A 21329-nucleotide genomic window follows, 5' to 3' on the forward strand; every position below is an offset into this window, starting at 1 on the left:
TGTTCGTTCCCACAGGGTTTTGCAACTTTCCTACAGAACTTATCCACTCTTCCTACAGACCAAAGTTAACAGGCCTTATTGCCCTGATTAAGCTGAACCCGACCTGTCAGGCAAAAGCCCGAAACACTCTGCCGCTAGCCAGTAACACTTCAGCTGTGCAACATGGCGCGCGTGCCTTCCACAAATGGGAATTCCCTCTATGAAACGTTTTCTTAGCATCGCCATGGCGTTGTGCATCGGCCTGACGATGAGTCTCGACGTCAATGCCGCCAAGCGCTTCGGTGGTGGCAAAAGCGCAGGCGCTGCGCCAACTCACCAGACCAGCCAGATGGCTCCTTCTTCTCCAGGCATGGGCGGCGCTGCGGCGACCGCTGGTGCTGCCGGTGCCGCTGGCGCCGCTGCCAAGGCCGGTGGCGCTTCGCGCTGGCTCGGCCCACTGGCCGGTATCGCCGCCGGTGGCCTGCTGGCGTCCATGTTCATGGGCGACGGCTTCCAGGGCATGCAGATCTTCGACATCCTGATCATGGCGGTCATCGCGTTCCTGGTCTTCCGCTTCATCGCCGCCCGTCGTCGCAAGCAGCAGGAGCAGTTCGCACCAGCCGGTCACGCGCCGATGCAGCGTGAAGCTTTCGAACACAAGCCTGCCGGCGGTTCGATCTTCGGCGGTTCTGCAGCACCCGTCGCCGCTCGTCCGGTCATCAATGCTCCAGCCTGGTTCAATGAACGCAACTTCATCGAAGCAGCGCGCAATCACTTCCAGTCCCTGCAACAACATTGGGACGCGAACGAAATGGACAAGATCGCCGAGTTCGTCACCCCGCAGATGCTGGAGTTCCTCAAGCGCGAACGTGCCGATCTGGGCGACGGCTTCCAGTCGACCTACATCGACAACCTCAATGTGCAACTGGACGGTGTGGACGATCGCGCCGACAAGACCATCGCCACCCTGACCTTCAGCGGCGTGTCGAAAACCTCGCGTTTCGACCAGGGCGAAGTGTTCAGCGAAAGCTGGAACATGGAACGTGCACAGGGCGAAAACCAGCCTTGGCTGGTCGCAGGTATCCGCCAGAACGGCTGATTACCCTCCGCGCTTCACTTGCGGTAATAAAAACCCCAGCCTCGGCTGGGGTTTTCTATTTCGCGGTTGCATCTATAGCGAGCTACTGTATAAACCGCCCCATATAAACCGCGCCATACAAGCAAGAGGATCCCGGACGTGGAAGAAATCATCGAACAACTGCGTGAAGCCAATGAACCGGTACCGGTCCCCTTGGAGTTGCCTGACGAAGACCTGCTGGTGGAAATTGAAGAACAATTGTTCATCGACATTCCGTTCGTCTTCAGAGAGTTTTTGCTGACCGTCAGCGACGTGGTCTACGGCAGCCTGGAGCCGGTGACCGTCACCGACCCGCAATCGCACACCTATTTGCCGGACGTTGCCGCCAACGCCTGGGATGCCGGCGTGGATCGCAGCCTGATCCCGATCTGCCAGGACGGCGACGACTACTACTGCGTCGAAGAAGACGGCACCGTGGTGTTATGGTCCGCCGAAGAAGAGCTGGTGACAGAAGAAACCTGGGAATCGGTATGGCATTGGGCGCGGGACGTCTGGCTGGAAAGCTGAGTCAGCTAACGCCCGGCCGGGTCAGTGCCCTGGCGAATCCTTGTGATTGTCCAGCGTATCCAGCAAGGCTACCTGCATCCGCGTGTGGACGCGGATGAACCAGCGCCACAGCAACGCCGCCACAGCGGCCGCAACCACGGCAATCAGTAGCAGCAACTTGTTGGTCGGCAAAATACTGGCCGACAAGGCTGCCAATAACAGAAAAATCACCAGCAGCGAGAGAATCGGGATCACTTCGGCGATCACCCGACGCACTCGCTGCGTGTGGCGCCCCGCCATCTCCGGTTTCACGCCCATCTCAGCCAACAGCATCGACAGCGCCTTGAGCTTGCGATACGCGGCAATCAGGAATGGCAGCGACAACAGCAGCGCTCCTCCCCAGATCAATGCCTTCTGCCAACTCGGATCACTGATCCAATCCTGCAGATAAGTGGAAATGCGTTCGGCAAAGTAAGCGCCCGCGAAGAAGATCGCCACCACCAACGCCAGATTGACCCCCACTTGCAGCAAGATCCTTCGGATCATCGACGCCAGCAGCGCTCCCTGGCCCTGTGGCTGGATGCTGCGCAGCCATTCGCCATACATCCCCAATACGCGTCCCAGTCGCTGCGGCATCACCGCCGCCAGTTTGATCGACAGCGGATCGGCGGCACGAATCAGATACGGCGTCAGCAACGTAGTGATCACCGATACCGCTACCGCCACCGGATAGAGGAAGTTACTGGTGACCTGCAGGGTCATGCCCAGCGAAGCGATGATGAAAGAAAATTCGCCGATCTGTGAAAGGCCCATCCCGACGCGCAGTGAGGTACGTCCGTCATTGCCGGCGATAAAGGCACCGAGCCCACAGGACAGCATTTTGCCAAGAACCACTGCCACGGTGATGACCGCAATCGGCCAGGCGTATTGCAGCAGGATCAGCGGGTCGAGCATCAACCCGATGGCAACGAAGAAAATCGCGCTGAACAAGTCGCGAACCGGCTCGATCAGGCGCTCGATTTTCAGCAATTGCCGGGATTCAGCCATGATTGCGCCGATCAGGAATGCGCCGAGCACCATGCTGTATTCGAGCTTGACCACCAGCAGACAGAAGCCGAAACACAGGCCCAGCACGGTAATCAGCAGCATTTCGTTGCTTTCGAATTTCGCCACATAGGCCAACAACCGCGGCACCAGCAAGATGCCGATCACCAGGGCGACGATCATGAACAGCGAAAGCTTGCCAACCGTAGAAAACACTTCGCCGGAGCTGACCGTGCCACTGACTGCGATGCTCGAGAGCAATGCGATGATGCCGATGCCGAGGATGTCTTCAACGATCAGCACACCGAAGATCAATTGCGCAAAACGCTGGTTTTTCATCTTCAGGTCGTTGAGTGCCTTGACGATGATGGTGGTCGAGGAAATCGCCAGGATTGCACCCAGGAACAGCGAATCCATGGTGTTCCAGTCAAACCAGCGACCGATTTCGTAGCCGATCCAGATCATCAGCACGATTTCCAGGAACGCCGCGATAAATGCCGTGGCGCCGACCTTGAACAGTTTGCGCAAGCTAAATTCGAGGCCCAGGCAGAACATCAGGAAAATCACCCCGAGTTCCGCGAGGGTCTTGATGGTTTCTTCGTCATGGATGAGGCCGAACGGCGGGGTGTGCGGGCCAATGATGAACCCGGCAACGATGTACCCCAGCACCACGGGCTGTTTGAAGCGGTGGAAAAGAACGGTCACCACACCTGCGACCAACATGATCACTGCCAGGTCCTGAATAAAACTGATGGCATGCATGGTGTGAGGCTCCTTGGGTGACGCTGCTCATACATCGGGCGTGGGAATCGTCCGAGCGAGCAGAATGAAAATCCGCTATCCGCGTAGGCATTTTGCCCTTGGGGATGGGCTTTTGAAGGGTAACACCGCGACTTCCAACCGAAAGGCGGTGCAATATATGGAAACAGATCGATCCGGCGTGACGGCGATCAGCCGCCCGGCGTCCCGATAACTGTTGGTTTGAAAAAACCGCCGAGGCACCCGTAGAGGTGCGTCCCCTCAAACCTGGCCTTGAACCGTGAGAACGCTATGGAACCCGGAAACGCCCAACTGTCGATGACAGTATTGATGACCCCCGACATGGCCAACTTCTCTGGCAATGTTCACGGCGGCACCCTGCTCAAATACCTCGATGAAGTGGCCTACGCCTGCGCCAGCCGTTATGCAGGTCGCTACGTGGTGACCCTGTCGGTGGACCAGGTGATTTTCCGTGAACCGATCCATGTCGGCGAACTCGTGACGTTTCTCGCCTCGGTCAACTACACCGGCAACACGTCCATGGAAGTGGGCATCAAGGTGGTGACCGAAAATATCCGTGAGCGCTCAGTGCGTCACACCAACAGCTGCTTCTTCACCATGGTCGCGGTGGATGACCAACGTAAACCCGCCCCGGTGCCGCCACTGCAACCGCAGAACAGCGAAGACAAGCGTCGCTATATGCAGGCGCAGCAACGCCGCCAGATTCGCCAGGAACTGGAAAAGCGTTACCAGGAAATCAAAGGCGACGCGTAAAGCAAAAAAATCGCAGCCTGCGGCAGTTCCTGCAGAGGAATTCAGATCCCCGCAGGCTGCGATCTTTTTTGCACTTCGATCAAAGGCTGATCGATGTCGCCTCGAACCGCACCCGCGGATGGGCAATCCGATCCTGCGCGCGCACCAGCTCCAGCTCATAGCTGGCGCAGGCCTGAGTCTCGAGCAACACCTCGTGCACCGCCGATGCGGCGAACTCGAAAGCTGCCAGCAGGCTATCGCCCAATAGCACACGCGCCAGGAACAACCCGGACGTCAGATCACCAACGCCCACAGGTTGGCGCGGAAACGCCAACAGCGGGCGTTGCAGGTGCCAACTGCCTTGCGCTGTCACCAGCAGCATTTCGAAGACGTCCGGGTTTTTTCCCGGGTAGTCCAGATGTTTGACCAACACCGCCTTCGGCCCGCGTGCCAGTAACAAGCGCGCCATCGCCAGGCAATCAAACAGCGATTGCGGCTTGCGCCCCGAGAAGCTGTCGAGTTCCAGTTGGTTCGGACACATGAAGTCAGCCACGGCGGCGGCTTCTTCCAGCAGAAAATCGCTGACTTCCGCGGGCACGCTGCAGCCCTTCTCCGGATGACCCATGACCGGATCACACAGGTACAGCGCGTTGGGATTCATCGACTTGATCCGCTCCACCCCTGTGAGAATCGCCCGGCCCTGCGCCGCGCTGCCGAGATAGCCCGAGAGCACTGCGTCGCAATTGCCCAGCTCGCCAATCGCCGCGATGCCTTCGACCAGATCAGGGATCTGGTGCGGCGCCAGCACGTCACCGGCCCACTGCCCGTACTGTGTGTGGTTGGAGAACTGTACGGTGTTCAGCGGCCAGACATTCACCCCGACCCGCTGCATCGGGAAAACCGCGGCACTGTTGCCAGCGTGACCGAACACCACGTGGGACTGGATAGCGAGCAGATGGGGTGTACGTTTCATGCGGTGAGATTTCCGTAAAACGATTGAAATTCGAGCGGCGCAGTATGCGACTAAACGCAGCCTGTACGACAGACCGGCGACGCAGTTAAGCTGACACTATCTTGTTGGAGCGCCCTGTTGATGCTGACCCTTGGAAATATTTTCGTGCTGATGCTGCTCGCCACTGCTGGCGCCTGGCTTTGGCACAACCACGGCTTGCGCGAACGTGCGTTGGAGCGGGTCAAGCAGCATTGCAGCAACCTGGGGATCGAGTTGCTCGATGGCAACGTGGCGCTGAAAAAAATGGGCTTCATCAAGGATGCCGCTGGCCGGAGACGTCTGGCCCGTGTGTATAACTTTGAATTCACGGTCACCGGCGAAACGCGGCATAACGGCACCATCACTCAGTTCGGTGCCCACAGCGCGCAAATCGAACTGGCGCCGTACCCGATGCCGTTTGACAACACGCCCCCTGTGGTCGATGTGGTCAAGCCAAGCGCTCAGGTGATCGAGCTGAATCATTGGCGGCAGGAACACAACAAGTGGCGGTCGTGATCTTCAATGCCTCCGGCAGTTGGCCAGGCCTCTTTGCAGCACTTCGAGGTCTTGCGGCGCACTGAAAATCAATTCAATCCGCGAATCCTTACGCCATTCACTCGGTTGCCACGCCACCACGGAATTATCCAGCGCGTTGGCCGATATCCAGCCTTTGTCACTGTGAATAACCAGCTTCGCACGCCGCCAGCAATGGCTTTCAAGCCAGCGCGCAACGAGAGCGGCCTCAAAGACCTGGCTCGGATGCCAGCGCCAGCCGATGCTCCAGCCCCCCTCCTGTTCCTGGCTTAAACAGATCGGCAGAACCGGGTCGCTCCAGATCGCCGCGAGCTGCGCCAGACTTTTCGGCATCACAAAGTTATCCACACCCGCCACCGCTCGCGAAACCAGTCCGGGCAACTCACTCAAAGACAGCGCAGCTTGTTGCGTCCAATGCAGTTTACGCATCGGCAACGTGGCGGCAATTCGCTGCCGGTCCGCTTGCGCAAGTCCTTCAGACTTGTTCATCAGCAACAATCCCGCACTGTTCAGCGCCTCCTGTTGGGCCTCAGGCAGCGGCTTACCCGCTACAAGCGCTTGCGCATCGAGTACCAGCACACAGGGTTGCAGACTCAACACGCCTCGCCATGGCGGCTCGCTCAACTGCTTGAGCAAATTCATCGGATGCCCCAAGCCGGAAGGCTCGATGAACAATCGATCCGGCCGCGCCTTGCGCAGCAAACGCCCGAGACCGACCTGAAATGGCGCACCGTTGACGCAACACAAACACCCCCCGGCCACTTCCCCCAGTGCGATACCATCGTCTTCCTGGGTGAGCAGTGCAGCGTCGATGCCAATCTGACCGAACTCGTTGATCAGCACTGCCCAGCGTTCATCCGCGGGACGTTGCGCCAGCAGGTTCTTGATCAGGCTGGTCTTGCCGGCCCCCAATGGCCCGGCGATGACATGGGTGGGAATATTCTGCAACATGATCGAAGGTTTCTGAGGAGGTAAGGATGCGGTGGATTGGATTGGCGTTTCTGCTGACGCTTGCCAGTGGTGAAGCGCTGGCGCAGGCCTGCGTTGTCCATAGCCAGGCGGAACGACTCGACGTCAAAGTCTGCCAGCAGAACCGCAACATCCCGCAAAAACTGTTCGCCGACGGCTTCTGCCAACCGAACCTGGCCGGGCAGAAGGTCGACGTGCAATACGTCGACCAGTGCCCTGCAGGAGCGTTCGGCGTGTGCAGCAACGCTCAAGTCGCCAATATGCCTTACCGGCAGGATATTCACTATTACGGCGTGGCCACCGATGCGGCGTATTTGCAGCCGTACTGCGAAGCGCAAAGCCAGGGCACCTGGCTGAAGCCTTGAGCGGCGTGCTGCTCCAGCGTTGTTAAGCGACAGCAGCAACCCACGACTTCTGAACGGGGTCAATGGAAAGCTCAGGCGGCCTCTTCATGCCAAGGGCCAAAGGGGTCCGGGAGCATTCGCCAGCCTTGGACTCCCAGCGCCATTTCAGCGTCTGTCAGCAAGCAATCGTCGAGCTCTGCAGTGAGTTGTTTGAAGTCGATGTTCTGACCGATGAAGACCAGTTCCTGGCGGCAATCTCCTGTGTCGCTGGTCCAGTTTTCCATAATGGCGGCTGTGCTTTCCTCTTCCTGCGGCCATTGGTTGTTCGGCACAAAGCGCCACCAGCGCCCGGCGAAACCATGGCGCACCAATCCTCCCGCCTGGGACCAGCTTCCGGCATCCATATGTTTGCTGGCCAGCCAGAAGTACCCCTTGGAACGCAGCAGTTTGCCATTGACCCATGGCCGGTCAATGAAACTGAAAAAGCGTTGCGGATGAAAGGGGCGACGTGCCCGATAAGCGCTGGAGGCAATGCCGTACTCTTCAGTTTCAGCAACATGTTCGCCGCGTAACTCACGCAACCAGCCAGGCGCTTGAGCGGCTTTGTCGAAGTCGAAGCGACCGGTATTGAGGATTTTGCCAAGCGGTACTTCGCCCATGACCATTGGAATGATCTCAGCCTGGGCGTTGAGCCGTTTCAGGATCGCCATCAGCTCATCCCGATCGCCACTGCTGATGAGGTCGATCTTGCTGATCAGGATCACATCAGCGAACTCCACCTGCTCGATCAGCAGGTCGGTGATCGCGCGTTCATCGTCTTCTCCCAGCGTTTCGCCTCGGGATGCGAGGCTTTGCGCGGCTTGGTAATCGATCAGGAAATTCATGCCATCGACCACGGTGACCATGGTATCGAGCCGCGCAATATCCGTGAGGCTTTGCCCGTTTTCGTCGCGGAACGTGAAGGTTTCCGCGACGGGTAGCGGCTCGGAAATGCCCGTGGATTCGATCAACAGGTAATCAAAGCGTCCCTCATTGGCAAGCTTGCCGACCTCCTCCAGCAAATCCTCACGCAAGGTGCAGCAGATGCAGCCATTGCTCATTTCAACGAGTTTTTCTTCGGCGCGATTAAGGCTGACATCGCGCTGCACCTCGCCGCCGTCGATGTTGATTTCACTCATGTCATTGACGATCAACGCAACCCGAAGGTTTTCTCTATTACGTAGTATGTAATTAAGAAGTGTACTTTTTCCGGCCCCTAAAAAGCCCGACAGGACCGTGACAGGTAGGCGATTTGCCATCAGTTGCTCCTCATAGAAAGCCCGGTCAACCCTCGGGGCTTGCCAAACATGAAAAATTCTTCACGAATAACGATCGCGATAATCATGTTATACCATAACATTGTGATGGTGTTTCGATGATGGGCTCGCTCATGAGGGGCTAACCCTGCCTGATTGGGTAAGGCGAAGCATCGTTGCGATACCTCATAGCCAATCCCGGCATTGGGCAATTGAGCCTGCTTTCGGATGACCATCCGGACGAATCGAACCTCGACAAATGTCTACATGACAGCGGACGGGATTTGGTTCTATGGTTAAACCGCTAGCGCGTGTGATCGAAGTATTCGAGAACAATAATCATGATCCAGATCACCCTGCCCGATGGTTCATTGCGTGAGTACGACCAACCACTGACCGTGCATGAAATCGCCGCAAGTATTGGCCTGGGGCTGGCCAACGCGGCGGTGGCCGGACGCGTCAACGGCGTCTTGGTGGATTGCGAATTCCTGGTCGCAGCCAATGCCCGGGTCAGCATAGTCACGCCGCAGGAGCCGGACGGCCTGGAGATCCTGCGCCGGTCCTGCACGCTGATGCTGGCGATGGCCGTCAAACAACTTCATCCGCATGCGCAAATGCGCGTGGGCTCGGCACTGGGTGACGGGTTCTTTTGCGAGTTTGCCGTCGAGCGAGCCCTCGCCGCGACCGATCTGCCGCTCATCGAAGCGCGCATGCAATCGTTGGCAGCAACCAACCATTCAATCCGCCGCAAGGCGACATCGTCGTCGGAAAGTCTTTCGCTCTATCGCCTCGGTGAAACCGAGTACTGGACCACCGGCCCGCATGTCCCAACCACCAGGGTACTGCAGGCATTCGCCCTGGATCACGTCAGCGGCACCTTGCAACAACGGGTCTATGGAACGTGCTGGTCCAGTCATCAGGAGCTGCAGTATTGGCGCCTGCCAGCGCATGTGATGGTCGTCAGCATGGATGATCGCCAGGCCCACTACGCGCACACCGTTACCGAGACGTTACGTCGTGGCGGCGTTCGCGCCCTGTCGGACCTGCGTAACGAAAAGGTCCGCTACAAGATTCGCCAGCACCGCCAAACCGTGCCGTACCTGGTGGTCGTGGGGGAAAAGGAAAAGGCGGGTGGCTTTGTCAGTGTGCGCAGTAACAGCGGGGAGGATTTTGGCAGGATGAAGGTTGAAGCGGTGTGTGAATGGCTGAGCTCCACCGGCATGGCCGGTGGTTGAAGCTCCCAAGGGCGTGACCCGTGGGAGCCTGCACCCCGCGAATTTTTTATGCCCGAGGTTTAACTGTGCCGCAATCCTGCCCCAGCCATACAGCGCGGGTATCGAGGCTACCCTTTTGCTGAATGCCGGTGGCATTGAACGTGCCATTGACCTTGGTGGTGAACTCACGGTCACTGAGGAACGTGGCGACACCCGCGCCCTGCGCTTTTGGACAGCTGAAACGGAATTTCCACTGATTGCCGGTGCGCTCGGTGATTTCCTGCTTGCAGCCTGATTGCGGATCGGTCAGCGGAATATTGTCGGTCTTGACCTGTTCCGGCGTCAGGCACGCGCGAATGCCTTTGCCCCCCATGGTGATGCCCTGTTTTTCCAGCTGTGCCCGTTGTTCAGGGGTCATCTGGCTTTGTATCTGACCGAGGATCAGTTGCAGATCCGGCAGGTTCTGGTCATCGACCTTCATGTTGCTCGAGGTCAATTCCCACAAACCCGGTTGCAGCATCTGCGCCTGAGCGGCCACAGGAAGTGCCAAACCCAGCGTGATGGCCAAACCCAGCAGACGAACGTTCATCGTGTAACTCCTGATCATTGGTGGCCGTTAGACGTCAGCCGCAAGCTTCGGTTCATGGGCCAATTAAATAGCGACATTCTGCCCGGAACATGGTCTGTTAAGCATTGAATCTTCAGGAGCAAGGCTGCCCCCATGGATTATTTCGGACCGCATATTTTTGGCTACACCATCGCCCTGCTGCACTCCCTGGGCACGATTGCAGCAATTCATGCCGTGTTGACCGTTCGAACCGCTCAGGGATCGATTGCCTGGGCGCTGTCACTGGTCTTCATGCCTTACCTGACACTCATCCCCTATCTGGTGTTCGGTCGCAGCACCTTCGATGGTTACATCAAGGCCCGACGTCAGGCCAACGAAGAAATGCGCAAGGCAATTTCTGAGCTCAACTGGCGGCCGTGGGTTGAAGAGGCGCTAACCGCTCGTGCTTCCACCGCTTACGCGTCGTTAAGGGCCATGCCCAAGCTGGGGCGCATGCCGTGCCTGGCCAACAACGACGTACGACTGTTGATCAATGGCCGGGCAACGTTCGATGCGATTTTCGATGCCATCAGCCAAGCCCGGGAAGCGGTGCTGATCCAGTTTTTCATCATTCACGACGACCGTCTCGGCCAGCGCCTGCATAAACTGTTGTTGGAAAAAGCAGCTGAAGGCGTGGCGATCTATCTGCTCTATGATCGAATCGGCAGCCACTCTTTGCCACACAGCTATGTTCAGTCACTGCGTGACGCCGGTGTCGAGGTCAAAGCCTTCGCCACTCGCAGCGGCTGGTTGAATCGATTCCAGGTCAACTTCCGCAACCACCGCAAGATCGTGGTGGTCGACGGCGTTATCGGCTTCGTCGGGGGGCACAACGTGGGCGACGAGTACATGGGGGAGAAACCACCCTTGGCGCCCTGGCGCGATACTCATGTACAGGTGCGTGGACCGGTAGTGGCCTGCATGCAGGAATCCTTCGCCGAAGACTGGTTCTGGGCAGCCCGTTCGTTGCCGCCGCTTATCCTGCCGGAGGTGTACCCGGACGACGGCGTACTGTGTCAAATGCTCGCCAGCGGCCCGGCGGATCCCTACGAGACCTGTTCGTTATTCTTCGTCGAGGCCATCCACGCGGCGACAGAACGCGTGTGGATCACCAGTCCCTACTTCATACCCGACGAAGCCGTCTTCGCCGCCCTGCGACTGGCGGTATTACGTGGTGTCGATGTGCGAATTCTGTTGCCGTCGCGGCCTGACCACCGAATCGTCTACGCCGCCTCCAGCCTCTATGCCTTTGAAGCCGTGCGCGCCGGCGTACGGGTTTTCCGCTATGAGCCGGGTTTCCTGCATCAGAAAGTGGTGTTGATCGACAGTGAGATCAGCGCCATTGGCAGCGCCAACATGGATAACCGCTCGTTCCGGTTGAATTTCGAAGTGATGTTGCTGACGGTCGACAGCACATTTGCCGGCGAAGTGGAGCAGATGCTCAACGATGACTTTGCCCAAGCCCACGAAATCGCCAAAGAGGAAGGCCGGGAGACTCGCCACCTGCAACAGGTCGGTATGCGGGTCGCCCGGCTTATTTCACCGATACTTTAAGGATTGTAGATATCGTCCCGCGTCCATGGCAGTTCATGACTGCCATCGGCATGCGCCTTCACCGCGAGAATCTGGTGCAGATTGATCCAGCCGCGAGCGAAGGCATAGGCGCACCCGGCCAGGTATAGACGCCAAATGCGTAACGCCTGTTCAGGCACCAGTTTGGCGGCGGCTTCAAGGTTGTCTTCCAGGCGTTCGCTCCAGTGATCCAGCGTGCGCGCGTAATGCAGGCGCAGACTCTCGACATCGACGATCTCCAGACCCGCTTCACTGATCTCGGCAGAGATCATTGCCAGGTGCGGCAACTCGCCGTTGGGAAATACGTATTTTTCGATGAATTCTCCAGCCCCCCGTCCTACCGGGCGCCCGTCGGTGTGTTTGGCGGTGATCCCGTGGTTCATCACCAGGCCACCCTCCTTCACTGCGCCGAACAGGGTTTTGCAGTATTCGGGAAGATTCGCGTGCCCCACGTGTTCGAACATGCCAACGCTGACGACTTTATCGAATCGGCCGTCCTGCGGCAGGTCGCGGTAGTCGAGCAATTGCAGTTCGACCAAATCCTCCAGGCCTTCAGCCTTGACCCGCTCCCTGGCCAGCGCGAGTTGTTCCTTGCTGAGCGTGATGCCGAACACCTTCGCGCCGAATTCACGGGCCGCATAACGTGCCAAACCACCCCAACCGCAGCCGACATCCAGAAGATACTCGCCAGGTTGCAGTCGCAACTTGCGGCATAGATGACGGAATTTTGCTTGTTGAGCCTGCTCCAGCGATTCACTGCCGGTCTCGAAGTACGCGCAGGAATACGCCATGTCGCTGTCGAGCCACAGCTGATAAAAAGCATTGGAGAGGTCGTAATGGTAGGAGATCGCCTTGGCGTCAGTTTCCTTGTCGTGGACGGTACGCACAGGCTGGCTGCCATCGTCCTCATCCAGCAACGCCTGACTCCATTCATCGCAGACGCGGATGACGTCGCTGATGGCGCCTTCCAGCTCCAGTTTGCCTTCGACAAATGCCGCGCCAAGCGCATCCAGGCTGGGATGGGTGAACTGGGTAACCATTTGTGGGTCCTTGACCACAATCGTGACGCTGGGCGTCGGCCCCAGATTGAACTCATGGCCATCCCAGAGTCGCAGGCGTAGCGGTAACTGCAGATTCTGTAAGGCCGGTGGAAGTTGCGCGAGCATGGAGATTCCCCCCTTGTTTCAGACGTCTGATCAGAGGGTAGACCATCTTGGAAAAATAGCAGGCTACACAATTAATCGCCGTTTTCCATGATTCGCGCCGTAATGACTCATAGGGAGCGAATGCACAAAATGCCGTGCCCTCACTTAAATGACTACGGCCACGACGGACAGTTCTAACAATTGTTACCCGTACTGCGCTAGTGGATGAAAATGTTCTCAGCCCAGCATTTGTTCCACGTGGAACCACACTGAATTCTGCGCAGCGAAGGCGAAGCCTTGACCGGAATGCCTCGGACGCACATATTACGCTCGTAATTTTACTCAAAGGCTACGGTTACCCCTCCGATCCCTTTCAATCCAGGAGAAGATCCATGAGCACTTACGACGTCGTGATACTCGGCGGTGGCCCCGGCGGTTACAACGCAGCGATTCGCGCGGGTCAACTCGGTTTGAAAGCGGCTTGCGTGGAAGGGCGCGCCACCCTTGGTGGCACCTGCCTGAATGTTGGCTGCATGCCGTCCAAGGCATTACTGCATGCCTCCGAACTCTACGACGCAGCCATGGGCGCAGAATTCGCCAACCTCGGCATCGAGGTCAAACCGAGCCTCAATCTCGCGCAGATGATGAAGCAGAAAGATGAAAGCGTGACTGGGCTGACCAAGGGCATCGAATTTCTCTTTCGCAAAAACAAGGTCGACTGGATCAAAGGTTGGGGCCGAATCGACGGGCCGGGCAAAGTCAGCGTCACGGATGCTGCTGGCGGCACGACCGAACTGAGCGCCAGGGACATCATCATCGCCACGGGCTCCGAGCCGACTCCCCTGCCCGGTGTCGAGATCGATAACAAACGCATCCTCGACTCCACGGGTGCCCTGTCGCTGACGGAAGTACCGAAACACCTGGTGGTCATCGGCGCCGGCGTGATTGGCCTGGAGCTTGGCTCGGTATGGCGGCGTCTGGGCGCGAAGGTGACAGTGGTGGAGTTCCTCGATCGAATCTGCCCTGGCGTGGATGGTGAAGCAGGTAAAACCCTGCAACGCTCCTTGAGCAAACAGGGGATCAGCTTCAAGTTGAGTTCGAAAGTGACGAGCGCAACCACATCTGACACAGGTGTGCAGCTCAACGTCGAACCGGCCGCTGGTGGAACCGCCGAAGTGCTCGACGCTGATTATGTGTTGGTGGCCATCGGACGCCGACCTTATACACAGGGCCTGGGCCTGGAGAACGTTGGCTTGGCCACGGACAAGCGCGGCATGCTCGCCAACAAGGGTCACCGCACCGAAGTCGCTGGCATTTGGGTCATTGGTGACGTGACATCAGGTCCGATGCTCGCGCACAAGGCTGAAGACGAAGCCATGGCGTGTGTCGAGCAGATCGTTGGCAAGGCCGGTGAGGTTAATTACGAGCTGATCCCCAACGTGATCTACACCAAACCGGAACTGGCCAGCGTTGGCAAAACCGAGGAACAACTGAAGGCCGAGGGTCGTGCCTATAAGGTTGGCAAGTTTCCCTTCACCGCCAACAGCCGGGCGAAAATCAATCACGAGACCGAGGGCTTTGCCAAAGTGCTGGCCGATGAGCGCACCGACGAGATCCTCGGCGTGCATCTGGTAGGCCCGAGCGTCAGTGAAATGATTGGCGAATATTGCGTGGCCATGGAGTTCAGCGCGTCAGCCGAAGACATAGCCCTGACCTGCCATCCGCATCCGACCCGTTCTGAAGCCTTGCGACAGGCCGCGATGAATGTGGAGGGAATGGCAACCCAGATGTAACAACATCAAAAGCTCGCAGCCTGCGGCAGGCGGCGAGCTATTCACTTCAGCCAGGCAAATGCGTCAACGGAAGCGGGCCCGGTGCTTTCACCGTATGGATCGCAAAGTTACTGCGGATATCGCTCACACCCGGCAACTTCAACAGGCATCCGGTGAGAAAGCGGTCGTACGCGCGCAGATCCGGCACCACCACTTGCAACAGAAAATCCGATTCCCCGGACACCAGAAACGCCGAGATCACCTCAGGCAAAGCCGTGACCGCCAGGCGAAACGACTCGGCCTGTTCGTCGTTGTGACGCTCGACCTTCACGCCAACAAACACCGTCAACCCAAGACCGGCTTCATCGCGATCGAGGTTGGCCTGATAACCGCGAATCACCCCGGCTTCTTCGAGCATGCGTACCCGTCGCAAACAGGGCGACGCCGACAGGCCGATCTCTTCGGCCAATTGCACGTTGGTCAAGCGACCATCGCGCTGCAGTGCAGCGAGAATCTTGCGATCGTAGGCATCCAGTTTCATGTTTGGCAGATTCCGATGGTCATGTGTTCTGTTCATGGCAGATTATGCCAACAAAGCCCAATCTTGAAGCAAACTACGCAAGCACCTGCCCTGCCCTTGCGCCCTACACTGGCCCTACCAAATCGACAACAAATGGGGTGCAACATGGCAGGACTCTGGCTGTTTTTCATGGCACTGGCCGTGGTGTATCTGTTGCCTGGTCCTGACATGATCCTGCTGTTGCAGACCGGTGCTCGTCAGGGAAAAGGAGCGGCACTCGCCACAGCGGTGGGACTCGCAGTAGCCCGCGGCTGTCACGTTGTACTGGCGGCGCTGGGGCTGGCGGCATTGTTCAAAGCGGCGCCCTGGACATTCGACGTGGTGCGACTGGCGGGTGCCGCGTATCTGCTGTGGATCGGCATTCAATGCCTGCGAACGACGATGCTGCCGGCCTTGCACAGCCATCAACCGATACAGAAAGCCCGCTGGCGCGAAGCGATCCGTCGCGGTCTGTTGACCAACCTGCTCAACCTCAAGGCGCTGCTGTTTTGTTCCGTGTTACTGCCGCAATTCATCAACCCACAGGCCGGGCCGGTGCTCGCGCAATTTGCAGTGTTGGGTGGTGTGCTGGTCGGCGTCGGTTTGCTCTTCGACAGCACCTATGCCCTGATCGGTACAGCGCTCGGCCGCTGGTTGCAACGCAGCCCTTCGGCCCAGCGCTTGCAGCAATGGTTATTCGGTAGCCTGTTGATCGGTTTCGCCGTACGGCTGACCTTTGTGCAACAGGCTTGAACCTTACTGCGCTTTACGGCGGCGGCGATTGATCAGCAACAGTGCCGCTGCCGTGACCGCAACAACGCTGCCCACCTGCAAAGGCGTCTTGTATGGACGCAATGCAGAGCGAGCGGCATCGGTAACCTGGGTGACATAGCGTTTATCGGCGTTCTCGAAATCGGGATACGGGCATTGGTTGCCAAAGTCCGCCGCCCATTCCACAAAAGGCCCGTCTTTGACATAGCGTTGGTAGAGCGCACTTTGATCTGCAAGGCTGCTGTTCCAACCGGCCGCTTCACAGAGCACAGCAGCAAATGCCTGACTGGTATGCGGCAGATTATCCGCAGCGCGATTGGCCAATTGTGTGGCGACAAAGCGGTAGTGATAACGCTGATCAGGCTGGGCAGCGCTGGCCTGCTGACGCTTCACTTCGTCTTCGGCCACCAGCGGCCCGACTTTCAACTCAGTGCTTTCAAGGCTGTAGTTGCCGGCGAAGGTGGCGAAATCCGGGGCCATCTCGTAACCGAGAATATCCATCCCCCACTCACGTGCAGTCCACGCAGCGTTGAACAGAGCGGCGGCGCGGCGGGTCGGCCACCAAGCGGCATCGGCCGCCAGGCGTTGCTCGCCATACAGCCTGGCCTTGTGGCGCAACCCGTCGTTATCGAAATAGGCGGGCGCATCTTCATAATGCCCTTCGCGTAACAACCGACGGCCCAGCAAATTGCGCAGGCTCGCTGCCACTGGCAAGGGCACATAGTTGTCGCGGTCATGCTGGCTGAGCGGGGGTGGCGCTGGAACCTGGGTGTCGACGTAATGCTTGAGTTCGTCGAGCGTCAGCACACGTTCGGCCACCGTCGCCGCGTCAAACCAGTAGATACTTTGGCTGCGATAAAGCTGGTCGAACGCTTGTAGATAATCCCCGCGTTGCAGGGCCAGAATCGCGCTTTCGCCATCAACCCGACATTTGGGTTGCAGCGTTTCATAATCGAAGTCCGGCGTTCGCCGATCGCCCCAGGATTCATTCTGAGGAAAGGCCTGCGCCGCCTTGGCATACGCCGCGGCCGCAGCAGTTTTATCACCATCACGCAGCGCCAGCTTGGCGCGTAACCACCACGCCAGCCCACCATCACCTGCGTGTTCAACGAATGCCTTGGCGCTGGCGAAATCGCCCTGTTGATAATTTACCGCCGCCAGACGATCCGCATTATCGAGGCTGCCCAGCGTGCTGTTTTGCAGCAATTTAATCAGCTTCAATTCGTTTGCCGGTTGTTCACCGAACGACCAGCCCAGTCGACTGATCAACGATGCTGTTACCAGTTGCTGTACCGGTTTGCCCTTGAGCCGTTCGGCCAACTGCTCTTCGGGCATGGCCGCCAAGTCAGCCACCAACAGCTTGAGTGAGGTATAGCCCACCGCCGAACCGTGCAGGTTCTGCGTGGCATAGAGTTCGATGGCCGTGTTCCAGTCGCCGGCGGTGCGGGCTACGCGGGCCTCTTCGCCGAGACTGGCCACACCCAGTTCCAGCGGATCACTGAAGCCGTCGATACTCAGTTGCCGTGTTTGCTCAAAAGCCTTGCGAGCTTGCGCCAGCAGATCAGGAGCCGCACCGGCCCCGGCACTCATGACGAATCGCGCCCGGCCCAGCGAGTACGCTGCCCAGGTACTGCGCAAAGCGCGTTGATCCGCGGGCAGCGCCAGCACTTTTTCGAAGTATTCGGCTGCCAGCCCATGGTCACCCACGTTGAACGCCACCGCACCGGCCAGATAAAAACGGATTTCGTCGGGCAAGTTCGCGCCCTGTACTTCAACCTGCGAGGCATTGGTCAGGCTACGCAGCTGCTTTACCAATGCCTGCTGCGCCGGCGTCAAACCCGCCTGTTCAGCCTGGTTGCGTTGCTCTGAGTAGTCTGGCCCATCCATGCTGTAAGTGGTTGCGCTGACGTTATTCAAACCGGCAATCCGGTGCCCGAGTCGGCTGATCTCGAAGTTGAAGTTGCCCTCCGGCAGCTCCGCCAACGATTGACCACGGTTATCCAGCAGGCGCATCGGGAAATCCGGCCCGCATGCCAACGCCGAACCCAGTGGCAGGCTGAGGCTCAGGCAGAGCAGATGACGCGGCCAGTTACGGGTGAACATTCGAAGCTCCTTGATCAATATTGCTGCAGCGAGCCCAACCAACGGCGCGTTGTCCGCCGGCTGCAATCCGCCCCTCACGCAAGCGGGTGAAGGTAAGCAGATCCGGGCCTTGTTGCAACGTATAACCGGCGAGTGCATCGGCGCCATCACAGCCTTGCACTGCGACAGTGATGCGTTCGGGCCAGGCGCTGTCGAGGTTGCCCTGATTGATCAGGCTCACGTCATACAGGCCCTGGTGCTCCGTGAAACTCAGCGTAAGCCGACTATGGAGCGCATCTCCCCGCGACACGGCGCGCAAAGTAGTCAGGCTCCACGCCCGCCGGTCGTTGGCCAGCGGCAGGCGAAACCAGATCAATCCGGCCAGATGATTCGGAGGGTCGTTTCGCAATTGTGCAGCGAGTTGACTCAATTGTTGGGGATCGGCCAGCAACTCCTGACGCTTGCCGTCACGTTCGATTCGAGTTTCGCTTTCCACGACCGGCGCACCGCCGTCATTCGGCAACAACGCCACACCGTATGCCGGCAGCGCCAGATAGAAAGGTTTTTTGGTTATTCGGCTCCAGACGTTCGTCCATTGCCGGGCTTGGTCGGGGTCGAACAAACCACGGCGAGGATCGCTCACCGCGTGAACCTGCAACACACTGCTGTCGACAACGGATAACAATGCGGGCAGCTGCGCACTGCCGAGCCACGCCGGTAACGCGGTGATGCTCAGTGGCATTGCGGCCGGCAGCACCGTGCGCAAATGCAGGAGAAACTCTCGATAGGCCGAAAGCCGCGCATTGCCGGTGTCGTGATCGATCTCCAGACCTGCGACAGTCAATCCTTGTGTCTGCCAGTCGCTGAGCACCTGCTGAATCTGCAGCGTGACTTCGTTCTGATCCAGCGACTTGAGCTGGCCATCGAGGCGAATCACTGCGATCAGCGGCCGACCATCGTGCTTGAGCAGCTCAGGGTCAATCAGCGCCCGATGCCATTGGGCCTGGGGAAATACCTGCAATGCCAGCACACGCAGGGTGGAAAAATCTGCGCGACTGTCGCGCAGCGCTGCTTCATGGGAGGGGGTCCATTGTCGCTGCCAGATGTACAGCTGCTGATCGAGCGGGGGCGCCTCCCGCTGATCGCAGCCATTGAGCAGTGTCAGTGCAGTCAGCAGCGACACCAGCCGAACGAAAAAAACCATAAAGCTCCTGTGAGTTGAACCCGCTCCTTCGTAGAAGCCTTTGTCAGCAACTACAAATCAAGTACCAAAGGCTGCGCGCCCTGAGCCGGAATTGCACAGCAAATCAACACCTCGCCCTCCTCCGGTATCTCCGCTGGTGGTTGTGGATAATGCACCTGGCCGCTGATCAAACGGGTTTTACAGGTGCCGCAAGAGCCACCACGGCAACTGAATTCGGGCTGCAAACCACGACTTTCTGCCAGCTCCAGCAAGCTGCCGCCCTCGGGTTGCCAACGCGCCTCTTTGGCGGAACGCTCGAACACCACCGGCACCGACGTGGTGGCGGCCGGTGGTTGCTCGATCACTATTGCATCCGGATCGGGCTGGCGGCGCAACGTCGAAGGGCCAAAGGTTTCGGCGTGAATCCGCACATCGCGGACGTCCAACTCACGCAGGCCGTCATACATCGCCTGGGTAAAACTGCCGGGACCACACAAGACGAAATCCAGCTGATCGTAGTCTTCAACTTCAAGCAATTCCGTGAGCCGTGCGACATCGATACGCCCGATCGAATCGAAGTCTTCACCTTCCAGGGCGCCCGGCTCCGGTTGACTGAGCAAACGTATCACCTTGACCGCATCACCGGCGTGCTCGAGCAAGCGATCCACTTCCGCACGAAATGGTTGATCCGCCAAGGTACGCGAACTCTGCAAAAACAAGGTCGGACGAATCCCACGGGTGCGCAAGCCTTGGTAGACCACTTCACGCAACATCGACAGCAGCGGCGTAATGCCCACTCCGGCAGCCAACAGTACCAGTGGCCGACGCTCATTGGCGGCCACAGTGAAATGGCCTTGGGGTGCTCGGGCTTCAAGCAGATCACCGACGCGAATGTGTTCATGCAGGTGTGAAGACACCCGTCCATCACGCTTCACGCTGATACGGAAAAAATCATCCGATGGGGCACTCGACAGACTGTAAGTGCGGATATGCACGTCACCATCAATGTTGAACCGCAACGGTAAATGCTGACCGGCCTGAAACAACGGCAGCCCTGCTCCGTCAGCTGGCTCCATGTAAATCGAGCGAATGTTCTGGCTTTCCGCTTCGATTCGTACGACACGCAATGGCCGCCATTGATCACCTAAAGCCTTGGCTTGCAGGCGAGCTTTGGCTTGCTCCCAAGTACCTGTTAGCAGACTGGTGGGTGAAACGCCGTCGAAACGCCATCGCAATGCAAGAGCACCAGGTCTGCGAACAACATGTTCCACGTGGAACGTCCACAAACGTTCGGCACCTTGAAAGGCCTCTACCTGTGGTCCTTCCAGGATAATTTCGGTGCGCCCGCTGAGTTGCAGCAGGTCACCCGAATTGAAATCAATGAATAACAAACCGGCCTTTGGATTGACCCGCAAGTTGCCCAAAGTGTTGAAAAAAAGGTTGCCCGCAAAGTCTGGAATGGTCAGGCAATTCCCTTCGATGTGAACGAAACCTGCCTGTCCGCCACGGTGTGAAACATCCACCGAGCGAACGCCATCGACGTCCACATAGCTGGCGACAAAAAAGGTATCAGCCTCGGCGATCACAGCTCTGGCTGCTGCGTCCAGTTCATTGAGGTACTGCGCGGGACGCGTTGATGCATCCGCCAGCGGCACCGAGCGAAACTGCCGCAACTGTATGTACTGCGGGCAATTGCCATACGACTGATCAACCGTCACCGTAAAACCGTTAGCCGTCATTGCGCCGATATGACCGTTGATGCGGTTACGCCGCCGGGTGTGCAATTCAATACCCAGCAGGCCGATTGCCGCGCCGTCGCTCAATTGCGCCGGGTCTTCCGCTGCTGGCACGCTGTTGAACTGCAACAGTTGCGGCTCAGGTGAATGAGCAAAACCAGCCTCACCTTCAAGCACACTGGCCCACGGATTGTCGTTTGCATCCACCGCACCGTACAACATGAACGGCAATTGCTCGTAGAACGTGCGGTGCTGGTCCGGCATGTAATCGCGAATAACCCTGCGACCTACTGCCTCCATGCGCTCGCCAACTCCGATATGCGCCTGTAACTCTCTTTCGCCAGCATGCCACGGTGAACGGTCCATCACGGCTTCTCCCCTGCGCCAATGGCACAG

General features: G+C 58.3%; 19 protein-coding genes. 9 read left to right on the forward strand and 10 right to left on the reverse strand.

All coding sequences use genetic code 11. The features are described from left to right. Positions 1–199 precede the first annotated feature (199 nt). On the forward strand, positions 200–1078 hold the full coding sequence (locus D8U18_RS17385; protein ID WP_056854317.1) for a Tim44 domain-containing protein: 879 nt from the start codon (positions 200–202) through the stop codon (positions 1076–1078). 138 nt (positions 1079–1216) lie between these two features. Further along, a complete protein-coding gene (locus D8U18_RS17390) occupies positions 1217–1624 on the forward strand; it encodes an SMI1/KNR4 family protein (RefSeq protein WP_014720555.1) in 408 nt (135 codons plus the stop codon). A 21-nt stretch (positions 1625–1645) separates the two neighbouring features. Here D8U18_RS17390 and D8U18_RS17395 read toward each other — a convergent pair whose 3' ends face one another. After that, positions 1646–3409 carry a cation:proton antiporter gene (locus D8U18_RS17395; protein WP_056854316.1) on the reverse strand — a complete coding sequence of 588 codons (1764 nt, stop codon included), beginning with the start codon at positions 3407–3409 and terminating at the stop codon, positions 1646–1648. 288 nt (positions 3410–3697) lie between these two features. Between D8U18_RS17395 and D8U18_RS17400 the strand changes: the two genes are divergently transcribed. Beyond that, positions 3698–4180, forward strand: a complete 483-nt coding sequence (locus tag D8U18_RS17400) for an acyl-CoA thioesterase (protein ID WP_041073853.1) — start codon at positions 3698–3700, stop codon at positions 4178–4180. 79 nt (positions 4181–4259) lie between these two features. On the opposite strand, the gene pdxY is transcribed toward D8U18_RS17400, so the two are convergent. After that, positions 4260–5132, reverse strand: a complete 873-nt coding sequence (gene pdxY, locus D8U18_RS17405; RefSeq protein WP_130906608.1) for a pyridoxal kinase PdxY — start codon at positions 5130–5132, stop codon at positions 4260–4262. A 120-nt stretch (positions 5133–5252) separates the two neighbouring features. Between pdxY and D8U18_RS17410 the strand changes: the two genes are divergently transcribed. Then, positions 5253–5666: a DUF3301 domain-containing protein gene (locus D8U18_RS17410; protein ID WP_131108081.1), complete on the forward strand. Its 414-nt coding sequence runs from the start codon at positions 5253–5255 to the stop codon at positions 5664–5666. 3 nt (positions 5667–5669) lie between these two features. Here D8U18_RS17410 and D8U18_RS17415 read toward each other — a convergent pair whose 3' ends face one another. Further along, positions 5670–6635 carry a CobW-like GTP-binding protein gene (locus D8U18_RS17415; RefSeq protein WP_131108082.1) on the reverse strand — a complete coding sequence of 322 codons (966 nt, stop codon included), beginning with the start codon at positions 6633–6635 and terminating at the stop codon, positions 5670–5672. A 26-nt stretch (positions 6636–6661) separates the two neighbouring features. On the opposite strand from D8U18_RS17415, the gene D8U18_RS17420 reads away from it, so the two are divergent. Continuing rightward, positions 6662–7018, forward strand: a complete 357-nt coding sequence (locus tag D8U18_RS17420) for a hypothetical protein (RefSeq protein WP_056854312.1) — start codon at positions 6662–6664, stop codon at positions 7016–7018. Positions 7019–7089: 71 nt separating this feature from the next. Here D8U18_RS17420 and zigA read toward each other — a convergent pair whose 3' ends face one another. Beyond that, the gene (zigA, locus tag D8U18_RS17425) at positions 7090–8295 is read right to left on the reverse strand and encodes a zinc metallochaperone GTPase ZigA (RefSeq protein ID WP_131108083.1); all 1206 of its coding nucleotides are present in this window, start codon (positions 8293–8295) and stop codon (positions 7090–7092) included. Between the two features lie 338 nt (positions 8296–8633). Between zigA and D8U18_RS17430 the strand changes: the two genes are divergently transcribed. After that, positions 8634–9527 carry a His/Gly/Thr/Pro-type tRNA ligase C-terminal domain-containing protein gene (locus D8U18_RS17430; protein WP_056854309.1) on the forward strand — a complete coding sequence of 298 codons (894 nt, stop codon included), beginning with the start codon at positions 8634–8636 and terminating at the stop codon, positions 9525–9527. 46 nt (positions 9528–9573) lie between these two features. Here the strand turns inward: D8U18_RS17430 and D8U18_RS17435 are convergent, their stop codons facing one another. Further along, positions 9574–10095: a DUF3617 domain-containing protein gene (locus D8U18_RS17435; protein WP_056854308.1), complete on the reverse strand. Its 522-nt coding sequence runs from the start codon at positions 10093–10095 to the stop codon at positions 9574–9576. A gap of 132 nt (positions 10096–10227) precedes the next feature. On the opposite strand from D8U18_RS17435, the gene cls reads away from it, so the two are divergent. Further along, entirely contained in the window at positions 10228–11667 is a 1440-nt protein-coding gene (cls, locus tag D8U18_RS17440) for a cardiolipin synthase (RefSeq protein ID WP_130905470.1), read from the forward strand. On the opposite strand, the gene cfaB is transcribed toward cls, so the two are convergent. After that, on the reverse strand, positions 11664–12851 hold the full coding sequence (cfaB, locus tag D8U18_RS17445) for a C17 cyclopropane fatty acid synthase CfaB (RefSeq protein WP_130905471.1): 1188 nt from the start codon (positions 12849–12851) through the stop codon (positions 11664–11666). The genes cls and cfaB overlap by 4 nt on opposite strands. Before the next feature lie 371 nt (positions 12852–13222). Here cfaB and lpdA point away from each other — a divergent pair, with 371 nt between their 5' ends. Further along, positions 13223–14623, forward strand: a complete 1401-nt coding sequence (lpdA, locus tag D8U18_RS17450; RefSeq protein WP_131108084.1) for a dihydrolipoyl dehydrogenase — start codon at positions 13223–13225, stop codon at positions 14621–14623. Between the two features lie 46 nt (positions 14624–14669). On the opposite strand, the gene D8U18_RS17455 is transcribed toward lpdA, so the two are convergent. Next, on the reverse strand, positions 14670–15143 hold the full coding sequence (locus D8U18_RS17455; protein ID WP_056854304.1) for an Lrp/AsnC family transcriptional regulator: 474 nt from the start codon (positions 15141–15143) through the stop codon (positions 14670–14672). Positions 15144–15287: 144 nt separating this feature from the next. Here D8U18_RS17455 and D8U18_RS17460 point away from each other — a divergent pair, with 144 nt between their 5' ends. Further along, the gene (locus tag D8U18_RS17460; protein WP_131108085.1) at positions 15288–15914 is read left to right on the forward strand and encodes a LysE family translocator; all 627 of its coding nucleotides are present in this window, start codon (positions 15288–15290) and stop codon (positions 15912–15914) included. Positions 15915–15917: 3 nt separating this feature from the next. Here the strand turns inward: D8U18_RS17460 and D8U18_RS17465 are convergent, their stop codons facing one another. Genes D8U18_RS17465 through D8U18_RS17475 form a run of 3 tightly spaced genes read right to left on the reverse strand, consistent with a single transcriptional unit; the run spans position 15918 to position 21299 of the window. After that, positions 15918–18035, reverse strand: coding sequence for a hypothetical protein (locus tag D8U18_RS17465; RefSeq protein WP_131108086.1), 2118 nt, complete (start codon positions 18033–18035; stop codon positions 15918–15920). Beyond that, the gene (locus tag D8U18_RS17470; RefSeq protein WP_131108087.1) at positions 18022–19218 is read right to left on the reverse strand and encodes a DUF3142 domain-containing protein; all 1197 of its coding nucleotides are present in this window, start codon (positions 19216–19218) and stop codon (positions 18022–18024) included. The genes D8U18_RS17465 and D8U18_RS17470 overlap by 14 nt, the downstream gene beginning before the upstream one ends. Positions 19219–19268: 50 nt before the next feature. Then, complete coding sequence (locus D8U18_RS17475; protein WP_131108088.1) at positions 19269–21299, reverse strand: pyridoxamine 5'-phosphate oxidase family protein; 2031 nt, start codon at positions 21297–21299, stop codon at positions 19269–19271. Positions 21300–21329 lie beyond the last annotated feature (30 nt).

Source organism: Pseudomonas sp. Sample_10 (assembly GCF_004321495.1).
GTDB lineage: Bacteria > Pseudomonadota > Gammaproteobacteria > Pseudomonadales > Pseudomonadaceae > Aquipseudomonas.

Coding starts and splice junctions, on each gene's coding strand:
- D8U18_RS17385 (WP_056854317.1), top strand. CDS start 200: ATGAAACGTTTTCTTAGCATCGCCATGGCGTTGTGCATCGGCCTGACG.
- D8U18_RS17395 (WP_056854316.1), bottom strand. CDS start 3,409: ATGCATGCCATCAGTTTTATTCAGGACCTGGCAGTGATCATGTTGGTC.
- D8U18_RS17400 (WP_041073853.1), top strand. CDS start 3,698: ATGGAACCCGGAAACGCCCAACTGTCGATGACAGTATTGATGACCCCC.
- pdxY (WP_130906608.1), bottom strand. CDS start 5,132: ATGAAACGTACACCCCATCTGCTCGCTATCCAGTCCCACGTGGTGTTC.
- D8U18_RS17410 (WP_131108081.1), top strand. CDS start 5,253: ATGCTGACCCTTGGAAATATTTTCGTGCTGATGCTGCTCGCCACTGCT.
- D8U18_RS17415 (WP_131108082.1), bottom strand. CDS start 6,635: ATGTTGCAGAATATTCCCACCCATGTCATCGCCGGGCCATTGGGGGCC.
- D8U18_RS17420 (WP_056854312.1), top strand. CDS start 6,662: ATGCGGTGGATTGGATTGGCGTTTCTGCTGACGCTTGCCAGTGGTGAA.
- zigA (WP_131108083.1), bottom strand. CDS start 8,295: ATGGCAAATCGCCTACCTGTCACGGTCCTGTCGGGCTTTTTAGGGGCC.
- D8U18_RS17430 (WP_056854309.1), top strand. CDS start 8,634: ATGATCCAGATCACCCTGCCCGATGGTTCATTGCGTGAGTACGACCAA.
- D8U18_RS17435 (WP_056854308.1), bottom strand. CDS start 10,095: ATGAACGTTCGTCTGCTGGGTTTGGCCATCACGCTGGGTTTGGCACTT.
- cls (WP_130905470.1), top strand. CDS start 10,228: ATGGATTATTTCGGACCGCATATTTTTGGCTACACCATCGCCCTGCTG.
- cfaB (WP_130905471.1), bottom strand. CDS start 12,851: ATGCTCGCGCAACTTCCACCGGCCTTACAGAATCTGCAGTTACCGCTA.
- lpdA (WP_131108084.1), top strand. CDS start 13,223: ATGAGCACTTACGACGTCGTGATACTCGGCGGTGGCCCCGGCGGTTAC.
- D8U18_RS17455 (WP_056854304.1), bottom strand. CDS start 15,143: ATGAAACTGGATGCCTACGATCGCAAGATTCTCGCTGCACTGCAGCGC.
- D8U18_RS17460 (WP_131108085.1), top strand. CDS start 15,288: ATGGCAGGACTCTGGCTGTTTTTCATGGCACTGGCCGTGGTGTATCTG.
- D8U18_RS17465 (WP_131108086.1), bottom strand. CDS start 18,035: ATGTTCACCCGTAACTGGCCGCGTCATCTGCTCTGCCTGAGCCTCAGC.
- D8U18_RS17470 (WP_131108087.1), bottom strand. CDS start 19,218: ATGGTTTTTTTCGTTCGGCTGGTGTCGCTGCTGACTGCACTGACACTG.
- D8U18_RS17475 (WP_131108088.1), bottom strand. CDS start 21,299: ATGGACCGTTCACCGTGGCATGCTGGCGAAAGAGAGTTACAGGCGCAT.